Consider the following 16,050-nt stretch of genomic DNA (forward strand, 5'->3'; position numbering starts at 1 on the left):
TAATGGCCGCATGAAAAGCAAGACCCTGGCCGCCTGGCTGGCCCTCCTCGGCGGGCCGCTGGGCCTGCACCGCTTCTACCTCCACGGCCTGGGCGACTGGCACGGCTGGCTGCTGCCGCTGCCCACGGCGCTGGGCCTGTACGGCCTGCAGCGCGTGCAGGCGCTGGGCCAGGACGACCAGCTCAGCTGGCTGCTGATACCGCTGCTGGGCTTCACCATCGCCGGCTGCGCGCTGCGCGCCATCCTCTACGGGCTGATGCCCGCCGATGCCTGGAATGCGCACTTCAATTCCGGCTCCGCCGATGGCGGCAGCGGCCGCACGCACTGGGGCACGGTGTTGGCCATCGTGCTGTCGCTGATGCTGGGGGCCACGGTGCTGATGGCGAGCCTGGCGTACAGCTTTCAGCACTATTTCGAGTATCAGATCGAGGAGGGGCGGAGGATTTCTCAGTAGAGTCGTGTTCAACACCCCCCCTTCGACAAGCTCAGGGCGAACGGGCTTGGGCTTGGGCTTGGGTTGTGAGGTTGCAAATGAGCTAGCAGGCCTCTACCTCCGTTCGTCCTGAGCCTGCCTGGGCGGCCCCGTCGAAGGATGGACGGCCTGAGCTCAAGTCATCTGCAGAGCATTCGGCATCGCCCCGTCGCATGCCGTTTCACAAAAAAAGCCGCTGGCCCAAACCAGCGGCTTTTTCGCATCGAAGCATCAATCCTCAATCAAACATCTGCAAGCTGACCCAGTAAGCAATGGACGCCACGAACGCACTTGCCGGAATCGTCAGCACCCAGGCCCAGACGATATTGCCGGCCACGCCCCAGCGCACGGCGCTGGCGCGCTGGGTGGAGCCCACGCCGACGATGGCGCCGGTGATGGTGTGCGTGGTCGAGACCGGCACGCCCAGCGCGGTGGCGATGAACAGCGTCAGCGCACCGCCGCTTTCGGCGCAGAAGCCGCCCACGGGCTTGAGCTTGGTGATCTTCTGGCCCATGGTCTTGACGATGCGCCAGCCGCCGAACATCGTTCCCAGGCCGATGGCCACATAGCAGGAAACGATGGTCCAGGTCGGCGGTGCGGCGTCGCTGACGCTGGTGTAGCCGGTGGCGATCAGCAGCAGCCAGATGATGCCGATGGTCTTTTGCGCGTCATTGCCGCCATGGCCCAGGCTGTAGGCGCCGGCCGAGACCAGCTGCAGCCGGCGGAACCACTTGTCCACCTTGCTGGGCCGCGCGCGGCGGAAGATCCAGGCCACGACCACCATCATCAGCGAGCCCAGCAGGTAGCCCAGCAGCGGCGAGACGAAGATGAAGGCCACGGTTTTCCAGATGCCACTGGCAATCAGCGCGCCGGCACCGGCCTTGGCAATGACCGCGCCCACGATGCCGCCGATCAGCGCATGCGAGGAGCTGCTGGGAATGCCGTAGTACCAGGTGATCAGGTTCCAGGCGATGGCGCCGACCAGCGCGCCGAAGACCACGTGGGTGTCGACGATGCCTGGCTGCACGATGCCCTTGCCGACCGTCGCGGCCACGCTCAGGTGGAACACGAAGATCGCGATGACATTGAAGAAGGCGGCAAACACCACGGCCTGCGCCGGCTTGAGCACGCCGGTCGAGACGACGGTGGCGATCGAGTTGGCCGCGTCATGAAAGCCGTTCATGAAATCGAACAGCAGGGCCAGCGCCACCAGCAGGACCACGACCCAGAGGGCGGCTTGTACGGTTTCCATTGCGTCGGGACTCCGGCCGGATCAGGAATTCTCGAGGACGATGCCCTCGATCTGGTTGGCCACGTCCTCGCACCTGTCGGTGATGGTCTCGAGCAGTTCGTAGATCGCCTTGAGCTTGAGGACTTCGCGCACATCGGGCTCTTCACGGAACAGCTTGCTCATGGCCGCGCGCATCACGCGGTCGGCGTCCGACTCGAGACGGTCGATTTCCTCGCAGGTCTTGAGCGCGGCTTCGGCCGTGCCGGTATCGGAGATGCGGTCGAGCAGCTTGACGGCATCGCGCACGCGCTCGCAGCACTTGACGCTTAGGTCGGTGAGGCGCGTGATCTCATCTGTCATATGACGCACGTCATACAGCGCCATGGTCTCGGCCGAATCCTGGATCAGGTCGGCGACGTCGTCCATGGTGTTGATCAGCGCGTGGATATGCTCGCGGTCCAGCGGCGTGATGAAGGTCTTGTGCAGCGCCTTGTTGACATCGTGCGTCACGCGGTCGGCGGCGCGCTCGGCGTTGTCCACGTCCTGGTTGAACTTCTCGCGCAGATGGGGATCGTTGTAATTTGCCACCAGCTGCGAGAACGCATGCGCCGCTTCGACGATGCGGTCGGCGTGGTGGTTGAACATTTCAAAAAAATTACCTTCGCGTGGCAGCAGCTTGGCAAATAGCATGGGTTTCCTTAACCAGGGTTCTGGAACACGCAGGCAAACAGGGTTGAAGGCCTGCCGCGTCAACCGGGCGAAGTGTACTCTCGCCTATGTAACCGCTTTGTAATCGGACGCATCCGTCACGAATCGAGTCACTTGCAGGCGCTGCCCGCCCGCCGGTGCGAGCTGCCAAAGCCAGGCCGGCTGCGGGGTGCAGCGCTGAGACGGAAAACCAGCAGGTGGAATTTTTTTGTGTGCAAATGCAGCGGAACTGCGCCAAACACCCTGGCGGCGGCCGGCTTCGCGACACCCACCTTCGGCGAATTCAAAAACCTGTCATATGCGCGCAACGCTGCGCAATGACCTATTTGCCGCCTGCCTCTTCGTCCCACTGGCGCAGCTGCGCCAGCTTCTCGCCGATCTTGCCCTCGAGGCCGCGCGGCACCGGGTTGTACCAGCGCGGCTCGGGCATGCCCTCGGGCAGATAGGTCTCGCCAGCGGCATAGGCATTGGGCTCGTCATGCGCATAGCGGTACTCGTGGCCGTAGCCCAGCTCCTTCATCAGCTTGGTCGGCGCATTGCGCAGGTGCACCGGCACCTCGCGGCTCTTGTCCTGCTTCACGAAGGCCCGCGCCTTGTTGTAGGCGTTGTAGCCGGCGTTGCTCTTGGCGGCAATGGCCAGGTAGATCACCGCCTGCCCCAGCGCCAGTTCGCCCTCGGGCGAACCCAGACGTTCATAGGTCAGCGCCGCGTCATTGGCGATCTGCATCGCGCGCGGGTCGGCCAGGCCGATGTCCTCCCAGGCCATGCGCACGATGCGCCGCGCCAGGTAACGGGCATCGGCGCCACCATCGAGCATGCGCGTGAGCCAGTACAGCGCGGCATCGGGGTGCGAGCCGCGCACCGACTTGTGCAGCGCCGAGATCTGGTCGTAGAAATTGTCGCCGCCCTTGTCGAAGCGCCGGCTGTTGAGCGTCAGCGCGTTCTGCAGGAAGTCGGCGGTGATGGCCGTCAGGCCCGAGGCGCGGGCAGCGGTGTTGGTCTGCTCGAGCAGGTTCAGGAAGCGCCGCGCGTCGCCGTCGGCATAGCCGATCAGCGTGTCGACGGCCAGCTCGTCGAACTGCAGATGGCCCAGCGCGATCTCCTGCGCCCGCTTGAGCAGCTGCCGCAGCTCCTCGTCGGTGAGCGACTTCAGCACATAGACCTGGGCGCGCGACAGCAGCGCCGAGTTCACCTCGAACGAGGGGTTCTCGGTGGTCGCGCCGATGAAGGTCACCAGGCCGCTTTCGGCATAGGGCAGCAGCGCATCCTGCTGGGACTTGTTGAAGCGGTGGATCTCGTCGACGAACAGGATGGTGTGCTTGCCCAGCGCCAGGTTCTGCTGCGCCAGCTCCATCGAGGCGCGGATGTCCTTGACCCCGGAGAACACGGCCGACAGCGCGATGAACTCGCACTTGAAGGCCGTGGCCGTGAGCCGCGCCAGCGTGGTCTTGCCGACGCCCGGCGGGCCCCAGAAGATCATCGAGTGCGGCTTGCCCGACTGGAAGGCCAGGCGCAGCGGCTTGCCCTCGCCCAGCAGATGCGACTGGCCCACCACCTCGTCCAGCGTGCGCGGCCGCAGGGCTTCCGCAAGGGGGGCGACAGGCTCCTGCGCGAAAAGATCAGGCATGGCTAGTCTCCTGGCGCGGGAGCCCTGGAACGCGCCGGTTCAAGGCGTCAATACATCGGCCCCCTTGGGCGCGACGAACCTGAAGGTTTCGGCGGGCAGGCTGGCGCTGGTCTGCACGTTGGTGAAGCGCATCAGCGAGCGCTGGCCGAAGCTGTCGATCATGTCGATGGCCGCGAGCTTCTCGCCGGCAAAGCCCACGCGCACGCTCTGCAGCTGGCCGTCCCTGGCCTTGGGCACGGCCAGCACCCATTCCAGGCCGTCCTGGTCGGGCGCGGCCTTGAGGTCGAAATCGGCGCGCAGCGCCTGCACGTTGGCGGCCGAGGCCAGGATCGCGGCCGGCGTGGCGTCCAGCACCTTGGCCTGGGCGCGCTGCGTGACCTGGTTCAGGTCGGCGTCGTACATCCACAGCGTCTTGCCATCGGCCACGATCAGCTGCTCGAAGGGCTTGCGGTAGTCGAACTTGAAACGGCCCGGGCGCTGGAAGGAGAATTCGCCGCTCGAGGTCTTGCTGCGCGCCGCCTGGCCATCCTTGGCCGGCGAGGTCACGGTCTGGGTGAACTCGGCGCGGCCGGCCTGGGCGCCCTGCATGAAGGCCTCGAGGCGTTGCAGCCCGTCGGCGCTGGCCAGGCCGGCGCCGGCCATGAGCACGATACCTGTCAAAAATCGCTTCATAAATTCTCCATCCAAAGGCGCGAGGGACTAGTCGTTGCGGGCCGGCACCAGCACTTCGCGCTGGCCGCTGGTGGTCAATGCACTCACCAGCCCGGCTTTCTCCATGTCTTCCAGCAGGCGCGCCGAGCGGTTGTAACCGATGCGCAGCTTGCGCTGCACGTACGAGATGCTGGCCTTGCGGTCCTTGAGGACCACTTCGACCGCCTGGTCGTACATGGGGTCCTTTTCGCCGCTTTCACCCCCCTCGCCACCACTTTCGCCATCGCCATCGACGACGCCGCCCTCGAGGACGCCCTCGATGTAGTCGGGCTCGCCCTGCTCCTTGAGGTAATCGACGACGCGGTGCACCTCCTCGTCGCTCACGAACGCGCCATGCACGCGGATCGGCAAGCCGGTGCCGCTGGCCATGTAGAGCATGTCGCCCATGCCCAGCAGCGCCTCGGCGCCCATCTGGTCGAGCACGGTGCGGCTGTCGATCTTGCTGCTGACCTGGAAGGCGATGCGCGTCGGGATGTTGGCCTTGATCAGGCCGGTGATCACGTCCACGCTGGGACGCTGGGTCGCCAGGATCAGGTGGATGCCGGCGGCGCGCGCCTTCTGCGCCAGGCGCGCGATCAGTTCCTCGATCTTCTTGCCGACCACCATCATCAGGTCGGCCAGCTCGTCGATGACGATCACGATGTGCGGCAGGCGGTCCAGCGGCTCGGGCGACTCGGGCGTGAGGCTGAAGGGGTTGTAGATGAAGCTTTCGCCGGCCTTGGCTTCGTCGATCTTCGCGTTGTAGCCCGCGAGGTTGCGCACGCCCAGCTTGCTCATCAGCTTGTAGCGGCGCTCCATCTCGGCCACGCACCAGGTCAGGCCGTTGGCCGCCTGCTTCATGTCGGTGACCACGGGGCACAGCAGGTGCGGAATGCCCTCGTAGACCGACATCTCCAGCATCTTCGGGTCGATCATCAGCAGGCGCACGTCGCGCGCCTCGGCCTTGTAGAGCAGCGACAGGATCATGGCGTTGATCCCCACCGACTTGCCCGAGCCGGTCGTGCCCGCGACCAGCACGTGCGGCATCTTGGCCAGGTCGGCGACGACCGGGTTGCCGACGATGTCCTTGCCCAGCCCCATGGTCAGCATGCTCTTGGCCTCGTGGTAGACCTTCGAGCCGAGCACCTCGGACAGGCGGATCGACTGGCGCTTGGCGTTGGGCAGCTCGAGCGCCATGTAGTTCTTGCCGGGGATGGTCTCCACCACGCGCACCGACACCAGCGACAGCGAGCGCGCGAGGTCCTTGCCCAGGCCCACCACCTGCGCGCCCTTGACGCCCGTGGCCGGCTCGATCTCGTAGCGCGTGATCACCGGGCCGGGCATGGCCGCCACCACGCGCACCTCGACGCCGAAGTCCTTGAGCTTCTTCTCGATCATGCGGCTGGTCATCTCCAGCGTGTCGGCCGAGACGGTCTCCTGGCGCTGCTGCGCGGCGTCCAGCAGCTCCACCTGCGGCAGCCTGGTGTCGGGCAGCTCGTGGAACACCGGCTTGTGCTTTTCCTTGGTCACGCGCTCGCTGGGCGCCACCGCGGACGCCACCAGAGGCTCCACGACCGGCTCGATGATCTTGATCGGCAGCGGATGGCTTTCGACGCTCTCGATGCGCTCTTCCTGCACGTCGACCTGGCGCGCGCGCGCGGCCTTGCGGCCCACGGCGACGTCCTTGGCCTTCTCGTGCCGGGCCCGGCCCACGCGCACCATCGAATAGATGCGCCCGCCCAGGCGCTCGGCGAGCTGTCCCCAGGAAAAGCCGAACACCAGCGCCGCGCCCAACACCAACAGGATGATGCCGGCCAGGCCCGAGCCGGTGAAGCCCAGCCACTGCATGGCGCCCAGGCCGAACACATAGCCGATCACCCCGCCCGCATGCCCGGGCAGCAGCGACTCGAAGCGGTACATGCGCGACCACTCGAGCGCGGTACTGGCCAGCACCAGCAGCGCCAGCCCGCCCCAGAAGCGCAGGCGCCGCTGCCACAGCGGCTCGGCCGGCGCCACGCCGCCGCGCGTCCAGCGCAGCAGCGAGGCAAACCAGTTGGCGCCGGCAGCCAGCACCAGCCACCAGACCGAGAAGCCAAAGCCGAAATAGCAGGTGTCCGCGAGCCAGGCACCGGATCGGCCGACCCAGTTGTGCACCCACTGGCCCTGCACGGCGCCCGAGGTCGACCAGGCGGCATCCTCCGGGGAGTAGCTCAGCAGCGACAGAAGCAGGAACACCAGTGCCAGCAGCCCCGCGATGAGGCTGACCTCGTGACCGAAGCGGGCCAGGCCGGTGCGGGGGGACGATTTCCCTGAGGGACCGTTCAGGGCATTCAATGAGTAAGTCATACGCAGGTGGAAGCTTACCCCACCGCCCGTAGGCGGATGGGAAACGCCGTGTCGGCCAAGGCAGACACTTGAAACAAGAAGTTCCAATTTCAAGCGATTCAATCACTTTTTACAATATCGGTGATTGACCGGGCGCGTGTACGCAAACCCGCCGCGCGGTGGATACTCCTCCATCCGTCCATTGATGAACCTCTGCCTGCGGCTGTCTGCGGGCTCTTCACGATTGCAACCATGTCCACTACGCAACACGCCAAAGTCCTGATCCTCGGCTCCGGCCCTGCCGGCTATTCCGCCGCCATCTACGCCGCCCGTGCCAACCTCAAGCCGCTGCTGGTGACCGGCCTGGCCCAGGGCGGCCAGCTGATGACCACCACCGAAGTCGACAACTGGCCGGCCGACGTGATGGGCGTGCAGGGCCCCGACCTGATGCAGCGCTTCCTGGAGCATGCCGAGCGCTTCAACACGCAGATCGTGTTCGACCACATCAACAAGGTCGACTTCAGCCAGCGCCCGTTCACGCTGACCGGCGACTCCGGCACCTACACCTGCGACGCGCTGATCATCGCCACCGGCGCCTCGGCCAAGTACCTGGGCCTGCCTTCCGAGCAGGCCTTCATGGGCCGCGGCGTCTCGGGTTGCGCGACCTGCGACGGCTTCTTCTACCGCGACCAGCCGGTCTGCGTGGTCGGCGGCGGCAACACCGCCGTCGAGGAGGCGCTGTACCTGTCCAACATCGCCAGCAAGGTCACGCTGGTGCACCGCCGCGACAAGTTCAAGGCCGAGCCGATCCTGGTCGACAAGCTGCACGAGAAGGTCAAGGCCGGCAAGATCGAGCTCAAGACCCATTTCACGCTGGACGAGGTGCTGGGCGACCAATCGGGCGTAACCGGCATCCGCCTGCGCAGCACCCAGGACGAACATACCGAGGACATCGCGCTGCAGGGCTGCTTCATCGCCATCGGGCACTCGCCCAACACCGATATCTTCCAGGGCCATCTGAAGCTGGAGAACGGCTACATCGTGACCCAGGGCGGCCTGCAGGGCTTCGCCACGCAGACCAGCGTGCCGGGCGTGTTCGCCGCAGGCGACGTGCAGGACCATGTCTACCGCCAGGCCATCACCAGCGCCGGCACCGGCTGCATGGCCGCCCTCGACGCCCAGCGCTTCCTGGAGCAGGAATAAGGTCTTTCACAAAGGCTTCTTTGGACAGCGTTGCCTATAATCTCAGGCTTTGCTGAATTTGCGTGCGTCCTTGGGGCGCTCCGGCTTTGGCGACGGGTTACCGCCACCCGGATTCTGGCGAGGTGAGGCCATGGGCACGGCCCGCGTTTGCGGGGTTTCGGTGCACATGGCTGTATAAGACTATCGGAGTGTCCTCATGGCACGCGTATGTGATGTAACGGGCAAGAAGCCCATGGTGGGAAACAACGTTTCCCACGCCAACAACAAGACCAAGCGCCGTTTCCTGCCCAACCTGCAGTACCGCCGTTTCTGGGTCGAGACCGAGAACCGCTGGGTGCGTCTGCGCGTCTCCAGCGCTGCTCTGCGCCTGATCGACAAGAACGGTATCGACGCCGTGCTCGCAGACCTGCGTGCCCGTGGCCAAGCCTAATTCCCTGAAGGAGAAACAACATGGCATCCAAAGGCGGACGCGACAAGATCAAGCTGGAATCCACTGCGGGTACCGGCCACTTCTACACCACCACCAAGAACAAGAAGACAATGCCTGAAAAGATGTTGATCATGAAGTTCGACCCCAAGGCTCGCAAGCATGTCGAGTACAAGGAAATGAAGCTCAAGTAAGCTTCCATAGGATCTGCGGCCCGCGCCGCGGACTTCCGCTTGAAAAGGACACCTCGGTGTCCTTTTTTCGTTCCTGCCTGCCGGTTGCTGACCGTGCCCTCTCGTGGCCCATCAGCCACATCCGCGCCTCTGGCTGGCTTGGGATGGGAACCAAGGCCCGATTGCCGCCGCAACCAAGTGAGCGCACACTGTCTTGGTGGCAGCCATGGCATGGGATGGTCCCGCTTGGCTATAGCCACCTGCGGAGCGCCCATGAAACGCTACATCACGCTGAAGTACGAATTTCAAAGACGCATCAGCAAAAGGGAACTCGACACCGGCGTGTATTCGCTGGTGCATGCCCGGCCTCTGCTGTCCGTCGAGAATCTGTCCGAGCGCGCAGTGAGCGAACTCAAGGCCGATCCCCAGATACAGATGGTGGTGCCGACCATGCCTCTGCGGCTGATTTCTCCCGTGGCCGGGGACTCGCTGTCGCTGACCGGCAACTGGGGCATCAGGGCGGTGCGCGCGGACAAGAGTCAGTATGACGGCAGTGGCGTCTGCGTGGCGGTGCTGGACACGGGCATCGATACCGACCACCCGGCATTTGCCGGCATGAAGCTGATAGAGGAGGACTTCAGCGACCATGGCAATGGCGACCGCAACGGCCATGGCACCCATTGCGCAGGCACCTTTTTCGGCCGCAACGATAACGGACGGCGCATAGGCATTGCGCGCGGCGTGGAACGCGCGCTGATAGGCAAGGTGCTGGGCGATGACGGCGTGGGCCAGTCCGAGATGATCTTCAAGGCGCTGGCCTGGGCCATGGAACAGCATGCCGACATCGTCTCGATGTCGCTGGGCTTCGATTTTCCCGGCATGATCACGCGCCTCACGGAAGAAGGCTGGCCGCTGACGCTGGCGACGTCGACGGCCTTGGAGGCCTATGGCAGCAATCTGCGCATGTTCGATGCGCTCATGGCGGTGTTCAAGGCGCAGGCGGCCTTTGGCGTCGCGCCGCTGGTGATTTCCGCGGCCGGCAACGAAAGCCGGCGCGACATCAGGTCCGACTACCGCGTTGCGGTGTCGCTGCCGGCCGGCGCCGAGGATGTGGTTTCCGTTGCCGCGGTCGGCCGCCACGATGGCAAGTTCAAGGTCGCCGAGTTCTCCAATGCCCAGGCCCTGCTGGCTGCGCCCGGCGTGGACATCACCTCGGCCTGGCCCGGCGGCGGGCTGCGCACCATCAGCGGCACCAGCATGGCCTGCCCGCATGTGTCGGGTGTGGCTGCGCTGTGGTGGCAGTTCCTGCGCGAGACGGACATCAAGCCCACCGCGCGCAACGTGGCGGCGCGGCTGATCTCGAATGCGCGCAAGAATGTGTTCGTGCCCCACACCGACGAAGCCGACGTGGGCCAGGGTCTGGTCACCGCTCCCTTGCCCTAGCGCTGCACGGCGCGCAGCGCCAGCGAGAACTCCTGCAGCATGCGGATGTTGCTGGCCTCGGCCTTGCGGCACCAGGCGCGCAGTTCGGCCGTGAGCTGCTCGCGCGTGTGCGAGGTGTTGAGCCACAGCTGGCGCAGCTCCTCGCGCATGGTCAGCATCTGGTCGAGCACCGGATGCGCGGCGCATACCTGCGCCAGCTCGGCCCGCGCGTGCTGCGGCAGCCGCTCCTGGTCGCGCACCAGCCAGCGGCGCACCTGCCGCAGCCGCGAGACCTCATCGCGATGGGCCTGGCGCGCCTTCAGGCCCTGGACCTCTGCCCTGCAGGCCGCGCGCAGGCCGCGCGCATAGCGCGCCATGGCTTCGTAGCGGTGGGTGATCAGCGCCTCGAGCGTGGCCTCGTCGGCCTCGGCGCGCGGCGCGCCCTCGCGCCAGCGCGGCGGTGTCTTGCGCACCCTGGCCCAGCCCAGGCGCTGCAGCAGCCGGATGTAGAGCCAGCCCACGTCGAATTCATGGCGGCGCACCGAGAACCGCGCCGCGGTGGGATAGGTGTGGTGGTTGTTGTGCAGCTCCTCGCCGCCGATCAGCAGGCCCCAGGGCAGGATATTGCGGCTGGCGTCCTGGACCTCGAAATTGCGGTAGCCCCAGTAATGGCCGACGCCATTGACCACGCCCGCGGCCCAGAACGGTATCCAGGCCATCTGCACGGCCCACAGCGCCAGGCCCGCGAAGCCGAACAGCAGCAGCTCCAGCACCAGCAGCAGCGCGATGCCCAGCCCAGGGTAACGGCTGTAGAGGCGGCGCTCGAGCCAGTCGTCGGGCGTGCCCTGGCCGTAGCTGCGCAGGGTCTGTGCACTGGCGGACTCCCTGCGGTACAGCTCGGCGCCCTGCCAAAGCACCTGGCGCAAACCGCGCTGCTGCGGGCTGTGCGGGTCTTCGGGTGACTCGCATTTGGCATGGTGCTTGCGATGCACGGCCACCCATTCGCGCGTGACCATGCCGGTGGTCAGCCACAGCCAGAAACGGAAGAAATGGGAAGGAACGGGCCCAAGCTCGAGCGCGCGGTGGCTCTGGCAGCGGTGCAGGAAGACCGTAACCGAGATGATGGTCAGATGGGTCGTGGCAAGTGCCAAAAGCACCAGCTGCCACCAGGTGAGCGGCCACAGTCCGTGGCCCAGCCATTCAAGCAGTGCGCGCCAGAACGCGCCATCGAAATTCCACATTGCCGGCCCCCGCGCCTAAAAGGCGGTGCTTCATTCTAGGGCCTCGCACTTGCACGATGGCTACCGATTACCCGCACTTACAGGTAATTGGTAACCACTGGCTTTACTTGCGCACCCAGACCGCGGCAAAGAAACCGTCGGTCTGGTGCAGGTGCGGCCAAAGGCGCAGGTAGCGCCCGCCCGAGGGGCCGCCGCTGCACAGGCCTGCGGCCGCCGCCACCTTGAGCTGCTCCAGCAGCTCGGCGGCTTCGAGCGGCACGAAGTCGGGATGCGCCGCGGCAAAGGCTTCTGCAATGGCTTCGTTTTCCTCGGGCAGGACCGAGCAGGTGGCGTAGACCAGGCGGCCGCCGGACTTCACCAGGCGCGCGGCGCTGTCCAGGATCGAGGTCTGCTTGACGGTCAGCTCGGCAATGGCCTGCTCCGACTGGCGCCACTTGAGGTCGGGGTTGCGCCGCAGCGTGCCCAGGCCCGAGCAGGGAGCATCGACCAGCACGCGGTCGATCTTGCCGGACAGGCGCTTGACGCGCTCGTCGCGCTCGTGCGCGATGGCCGCGGGATGCACGTTCGACAGCCCGCTGCGCGCCATGCGCGGCTTGAGCGCTTCGAGGCGGTGGCCCGACACGTCGAAGGCATACAGCCGGCCGGTGCTGCGCATGCCCGCGCCGATGGCCAGCGTCTTGCCGCCGGCGCCGGCACAGAAGTCAACGACCATCTCGCCGCGCTTGGCGTCCAGCAGCAGCGCCAGCAGCTGCGAGCCTTCGTCCTGCACTTCGATGGCGCCGCGCGTGAAGGCATCGAGCTTCGTCAGCGCCGGCTTGCCTTCGATGCGCAGGCCCCAGGGGGAAAAGGGCGTGGGCTGGGCCTGGATGCCGGCCTTGGCCAGCTCCTTTTGCACTTCGGCGCGCTTGTCCTTGAGGGCGTTGACGCGCAGGTCCAGCGGCGCGCCCTCTTCCATGCTCTGCGCGAGGGCCCAGAAATCCTCGCCCAGCTGCGCCTTGAGCGGCTCGACCAGCCAGGTCGGCAGGTTGTGGCGGTGCGGCTCCATCAGGTCTTCGGGTTTGACGGCATCGCATTGCTCGAGCCAGGCGATTTCCTGCGGGCTCAGCGCCGCCTTGAGGAAGTCGCGCGGGCCGTGGAAGCCCAGGATCGCCAGCCGGCGCTCGCGCGGGCCGCTGCCCGAGCGCGCCAGGCTTTCGAACAGCAGTTTCTTGCGCAGCACGGCAAATGCGGTTTCGGCCAGGGTGGCGCGTTCGCGCGGGCCCAGGTGGCGGTTGTCACGGAAATAGCGGGACACCACGGCATCGGCCGGGTGTTCAAATGTCAGGGTCAGCTTGACCAGTTCGGCGCAAGCATCGAGAAGGGCTTTGGGGTGCATGGGCGCAATTGTCCCATTTGCCGAGTGTCCCCGGCGTTCGCTGGTACTGTGCGCATTTCACCGCGATTGCCGACCATGAATGCTACCGATACCGACCTGCCCTCCATCCAAGCCACGCCCCCGGGGCTGTACCGCCACTACAAGGGCGGGCTCTACCAGGTGCTGGACATGGTGCGCCACAGCGAGACGCTCGAACCCATGACGCTGTACCGCGCGCTCTATGGCGCGCGCGGGCTGTGGGTGCGGCCCGCGGCGATGTTCGGGGAAGAAGTGGTGATCGCGGGGCAGCGCCAGCCGCGGTTCAGGCGGTTGGGGGATTACTCGGTCGAGGCGGAGAGGGAGGCGCGGGGTTGAATTGAATTTCGTGGGCCGAAAATCCGTTTGTTCTGCGCCAGAAGATGGGCAAGCTCTTTTTCCGCGGGCTGGCCGTCCATGGTTCGACAGGCTCACCACGAACGGTGGGGAAACGTTCGTCCTGAGCCTGTCGAAGGATGGACGGCGGACTCCAGGAAAGAGACCGCCCATCCCTTGATCCCTGGACAGGCGCAGGAGCAGCGTTTGAATCAGTTTTGCCTCTTCAACCAGTTCGCCACCGCCAGCGGATAGATCCGGTGCTCCTCCACCAGCACCCGCGCCGCCAGCGCCTTGGCCGTGTCATCGGGCAGCACCGGCACCACGGCCTGCTCGAGGATCGGGCCGATATCGAGCTCGGCCGTGACCTCGTGCACCGTGGCGCCGGCGAACTTGCAGCCCGCGTCGATGGCGCGCTGGTGCGTGTGCAGGCCGGTGAAGGCCGGCAGCAGCGAGGGGTGGATGTTGATCAGCCGCCCCGCATAATGGCCGACGAAGCCCGGTGTCAGAATGCGCATGAAGCCCGCCAGCAGCACCAGCGCCGGCTGGTACTGGTCGATCAGCTCGCTCAGCGCGGCGTCGAAAGCTTCGCGGCTGGCAAAGGCCTTGTGGTCGAGCACTTCGGTGGCGATGCCCTGCTGCCGGGCAAAGGCCAGGCCGCCGGCATCGGCCTTGTTGCTGACGACCGCGGCCACGCGCGCGTCCAGGGTCCGGGCCCAGTCCTGTTGCTGGGCGGCCTGCACGATGGCCGCCATGTTCGAGCCGCTGCCGGAGATCAGAATCACGATGTTTTTCATTGCCCTCGATTGTCTCATCCATGCCCTTTGACCCACGCTCCACCCCGCTCAATCCCGTTCAGGCCCGCGTGCTTGCCACGCTGATGGAAAAGGCCCGCACGGTGCCCGACAGCTATCCGCTGTCGCTCAACGCGCTGCTCAGCGGCTGCAACCAGAAAAGCAGCCGCGATCCGGTCATGGAGCTCAGCGAAAGCGATGCCCAGCAGGCGCTCGACGACCTGCTGCGCATGAGCCTGGTGACGCCGGTGAGCGGCAGCCGCACCCAGCGCTGGGAGCACAACTTCCCGCGCGGCGTGGGCGTGCCCGAGCAGTCGGCGGTGCTGCTGGCGCTGCTGCTGCTGCGCGGGCCGCAGACGGCGGCCGAGCTGCGGCTGAACGCCGAGCGCTGGCACCGCTTTGCCGATATCTCCTCGGTCGAGGCCTTTCTCGACGAGCTGCAGGAACGCAGCGAGGAAAAAGGCAGCCCGCTGGTCGTGCTGCTGCCGCGTGCGCCCGGTGCGCGCGAGCCGCGCTGGGCATCGCTGCTGTGCGGCCCCATCGATTTGTCCGCCCTGCCCTCTGCGCCAACGGCGCGCGCCGCGGCCGGCAGCGGCTCCGAGCCGCGCATCGCGGCGCTCGAAGCCCAGGTGCAGCAGTTGCAGGCGCAGCTCGACGCCCTGTACCGGCAGCTGGGCATCGAGCCCGAAGGAGCGCAGACAGGCGATTGAACGCGGCTGACGCCTTCAGTGTCCCGCTGCGGACAGCGCAAAAAAGCACGGGCGTGCTACAAATTCCAGATAACCGGAGACTGACGCATGGATCTCGCATTCACCCCCGAAGAGCAGGCCTTCCGCGAGGAAGTCCGCACCTGGATACGCACCCATCTTCCCGAGGACATCGCGCACAAGGTGCGCAACGCACTGCGGCTGTCGCGTGACGACCTGCAGCGCTGGGCCAAGATATTGGGCCGCCGCGGCTGGCTCGGCCATGGCTGGCCCTCGGCCTTTGGCGGCCCGGGCTGGAGCGCGGTGCAAAAGCACCTGTTCGAGGAGGAATGCGCGCTGGCCTGCGCGCCGCGCGTCGTGCCCTTCGGCCCGGTGATGGTCGCGCCGGTGATCATGGCCTTCGGCACGCCCGAGCAGCAGCAGCGCTTCCTGCCGGGCATCGCCAGCGGCGAGGTCTGGTGGAGCCAGGGCTACAGCGAGCCGGGCGCGGGTTCGGACCTGGCCTCGGTCAAGACCCGCGCCGAGCGCCAGGGCGACCACTACCTGGTCAACGGCCAGAAGACCTGGACCACGCTGGGCCAGTACGGCGAATGGATCTTCTGCCTGGTGCGCACCAGCACCGAGGGCAAGCCCCAGACCGGCATCTCCTTCCTGCTGATCGACATGAAGAGCCCGGGCGTGACGGTGCGCCCGATCAAGCTGCTCGACGGCGAATGCGAAGTCAACGAAGTGTTCTTCGACAACGTGAAGGTACCGGTGGAGAACCTGATCGGCGAGGAGAACAAGGGCTGGACCTATGCCAAGCACCTGCTGTCGCACGAGCGCACCAACATCGCCGACGTCAACCGCTCCAAGCGCGAGCTCGAGCGCCTCAAGCGCATCGCCAAGGCCGAGGGCGTCTGGGAGGACCAGCGCTTTCGCGACCAGATCGCGCTGCTCGAAGTCGATGTGGTCGCGCTGGAGATGATGGTGCTGCGCGTGCTCTCGGCCGAAACCTCGGGCAAGAACCCGCTGGACATCGCCGCCCTGCTGAAGATCAAGGGCAGCGAGATCCAGCAGCGCTACACCGAGCTGATGATGCTGGCCGCGGGCCCGTTCAGCCTGCCCTTCATCGAGGAGGCGATGGAGGCCGGCTGGCAGGGCGACCAGAGCGCGGGCGCGCTCGGCGGCTTCCCCGGCGGCGAGGTGACCAATGCGCCGCTGGCATCGACCTACTTCAACATGCGCAAGACCACCATCTATGGCGGCAGCAACGAAGTTCAACGAAACATCGTCGCCCAAACTGTGTTCGGCTGAGGAGGCAC

16 protein-coding genes are annotated in these 16,050 nt (G+C 66.1%); 8 read left to right on the plus strand and 8 right to left on the minus strand.

Features of this window, described 5'->3' with window-relative positions; all coding sequences use genetic code 11:
• Positions 1-10 precede the first annotated feature (10 nt).
• Positions 11-454 carry a hypothetical protein gene (locus M9799_RS04665; RefSeq protein ID WP_231043597.1) on the plus strand — a complete coding sequence of 148 codons (444 nt, stop codon included), beginning with the start codon at positions 11-13 and terminating at the stop codon, positions 452-454.
• Positions 455-710: 256 nt separating this feature from the next.
• Here M9799_RS04665 and M9799_RS04670 read toward each other — a convergent pair whose 3' ends face one another.
• The 5 genes from M9799_RS04670 to M9799_RS04690 form a co-directional block, all read right to left on the minus strand.
• On the minus strand, positions 711-1,724 hold the full coding sequence (locus M9799_RS04670) for an inorganic phosphate transporter (protein ID WP_231043596.1): 1,014 nt from the start codon (positions 1,722-1,724) through the stop codon (positions 711-713).
• Between the two features lie 21 nt (positions 1,725-1,745).
• Positions 1,746-2,393: a DUF47 domain-containing protein gene (locus tag M9799_RS04675; RefSeq protein ID WP_231043595.1), complete on the minus strand. Its 648-nt coding sequence runs from the start codon at positions 2,391-2,393 to the stop codon at positions 1,746-1,748.
• A 340-nt stretch (positions 2,394-2,733) separates the two neighbouring features.
• Positions 2,734-4,038 carry a replication-associated recombination protein A gene (locus M9799_RS04680; protein ID WP_231043594.1) on the minus strand — a complete coding sequence of 435 codons (1,305 nt, stop codon included), beginning with the start codon at positions 4,036-4,038 and terminating at the stop codon, positions 2,734-2,736.
• Between the two features lie 39 nt (positions 4,039-4,077).
• Positions 4,078-4,710, minus strand: a complete 633-nt coding sequence (lolA, locus tag M9799_RS04685; protein WP_231043593.1) for an outer membrane lipoprotein periplasmic chaperone LolA — start codon at positions 4,708-4,710, stop codon at positions 4,078-4,080.
• 27 nt (positions 4,711-4,737) lie between these two features.
• Positions 4,738-7,074 (minus strand): DNA translocase FtsK, encoded by a 2,337-nt coding sequence (locus tag M9799_RS04690; protein WP_231043592.1) that lies wholly within the window; start codon positions 7,072-7,074, stop codon positions 4,738-4,740.
• Between the two features lie 231 nt (positions 7,075-7,305).
• On the opposite strand from M9799_RS04690, the gene trxB reads away from it, so the two are divergent.
• The 4 genes from trxB to M9799_RS04710 all read left to right on the plus strand — a co-directional run bounded on the left by trxB (position 7,306) and on the right by M9799_RS04710 (position 10,299).
• Positions 7,306-8,256, plus strand: a complete 951-nt coding sequence (trxB, locus tag M9799_RS04695; RefSeq protein ID WP_231043591.1) for a thioredoxin-disulfide reductase — start codon at positions 7,306-7,308, stop codon at positions 8,254-8,256.
• Positions 8,257-8,452: 196 nt separating this feature from the next.
• The gene (rpmB, locus tag M9799_RS04700; protein WP_159910637.1) at positions 8,453-8,686 is read left to right on the plus strand and encodes a 50S ribosomal protein L28; all 234 of its coding nucleotides are present in this window, start codon (positions 8,453-8,455) and stop codon (positions 8,684-8,686) included.
• 20 nt (positions 8,687-8,706) lie between these two features.
• Positions 8,707-8,877, plus strand: a complete 171-nt coding sequence (gene rpmG / locus M9799_RS04705) for a 50S ribosomal protein L33 (RefSeq protein ID WP_008904999.1) — start codon at positions 8,707-8,709, stop codon at positions 8,875-8,877.
• Positions 8,878-9,129: 252 nt separating this feature from the next.
• Positions 9,130-10,299: a S8 family peptidase gene (locus M9799_RS04710; protein ID WP_231043590.1), complete on the plus strand. Its 1,170-nt coding sequence runs from the start codon at positions 9,130-9,132 to the stop codon at positions 10,297-10,299.
• On the opposite strand, the gene M9799_RS04715 is transcribed toward M9799_RS04710, so the two are convergent.
• Entirely contained in the window at positions 10,296-11,519 is a 1,224-nt protein-coding gene (locus M9799_RS04715; protein WP_231043589.1) for a DesA family fatty acid desaturase, read from the minus strand. The two genes, M9799_RS04710 and M9799_RS04715, sit on opposite strands and share 4 nt — an antisense overlap.
• Before the next feature lie 103 nt (positions 11,520-11,622).
• On the minus strand, positions 11,623-12,894 hold the full coding sequence (locus M9799_RS04720) for an RsmB/NOP family class I SAM-dependent RNA methyltransferase (protein WP_231043588.1): 1,272 nt from the start codon (positions 12,892-12,894) through the stop codon (positions 11,623-11,625).
• Between the two features lie 75 nt (positions 12,895-12,969).
• On the opposite strand from M9799_RS04720, the gene M9799_RS04725 reads away from it, so the two are divergent.
• On the plus strand, positions 12,970-13,248 hold the full coding sequence (locus tag M9799_RS04725; RefSeq protein WP_231043587.1) for a DUF1653 domain-containing protein: 279 nt from the start codon (positions 12,970-12,972) through the stop codon (positions 13,246-13,248).
• Positions 13,249-13,457: 209 nt separating this feature from the next.
• Here M9799_RS04725 and purN read toward each other — a convergent pair whose 3' ends face one another.
• Positions 13,458-14,042: a phosphoribosylglycinamide formyltransferase gene (purN, locus tag M9799_RS04730; RefSeq protein ID WP_231043586.1), complete on the minus strand. Its 585-nt coding sequence runs from the start codon at positions 14,040-14,042 to the stop codon at positions 13,458-13,460.
• Between the two features lie 20 nt (positions 14,043-14,062).
• Here purN and M9799_RS04735 point away from each other — a divergent pair, with 20 nt between their 5' ends.
• Both M9799_RS04735 and M9799_RS04740 read left to right on the plus strand, forming a co-directional pair.
• Complete coding sequence (locus M9799_RS04735; RefSeq protein ID WP_231043585.1) at positions 14,063-14,749, plus strand: YceH family protein; 687 nt, start codon at positions 14,063-14,065, stop codon at positions 14,747-14,749.
• 87 nt (positions 14,750-14,836) lie between these two features.
• The gene (locus tag M9799_RS04740; protein WP_231043584.1) at positions 14,837-16,042 is read left to right on the plus strand and encodes an acyl-CoA dehydrogenase family protein; all 1,206 of its coding nucleotides are present in this window, start codon (positions 14,837-14,839) and stop codon (positions 16,040-16,042) included.
• The last annotated feature ends 8 nt before the right edge of the window (positions 16,043-16,050 follow it).

Source organism: Comamonas endophytica, from assembly GCF_023634805.2.
Classification (GTDB): Bacteria; Pseudomonadota; Gammaproteobacteria; order Burkholderiales; family Burkholderiaceae_C; genus Comamonas; species Comamonas endophytica.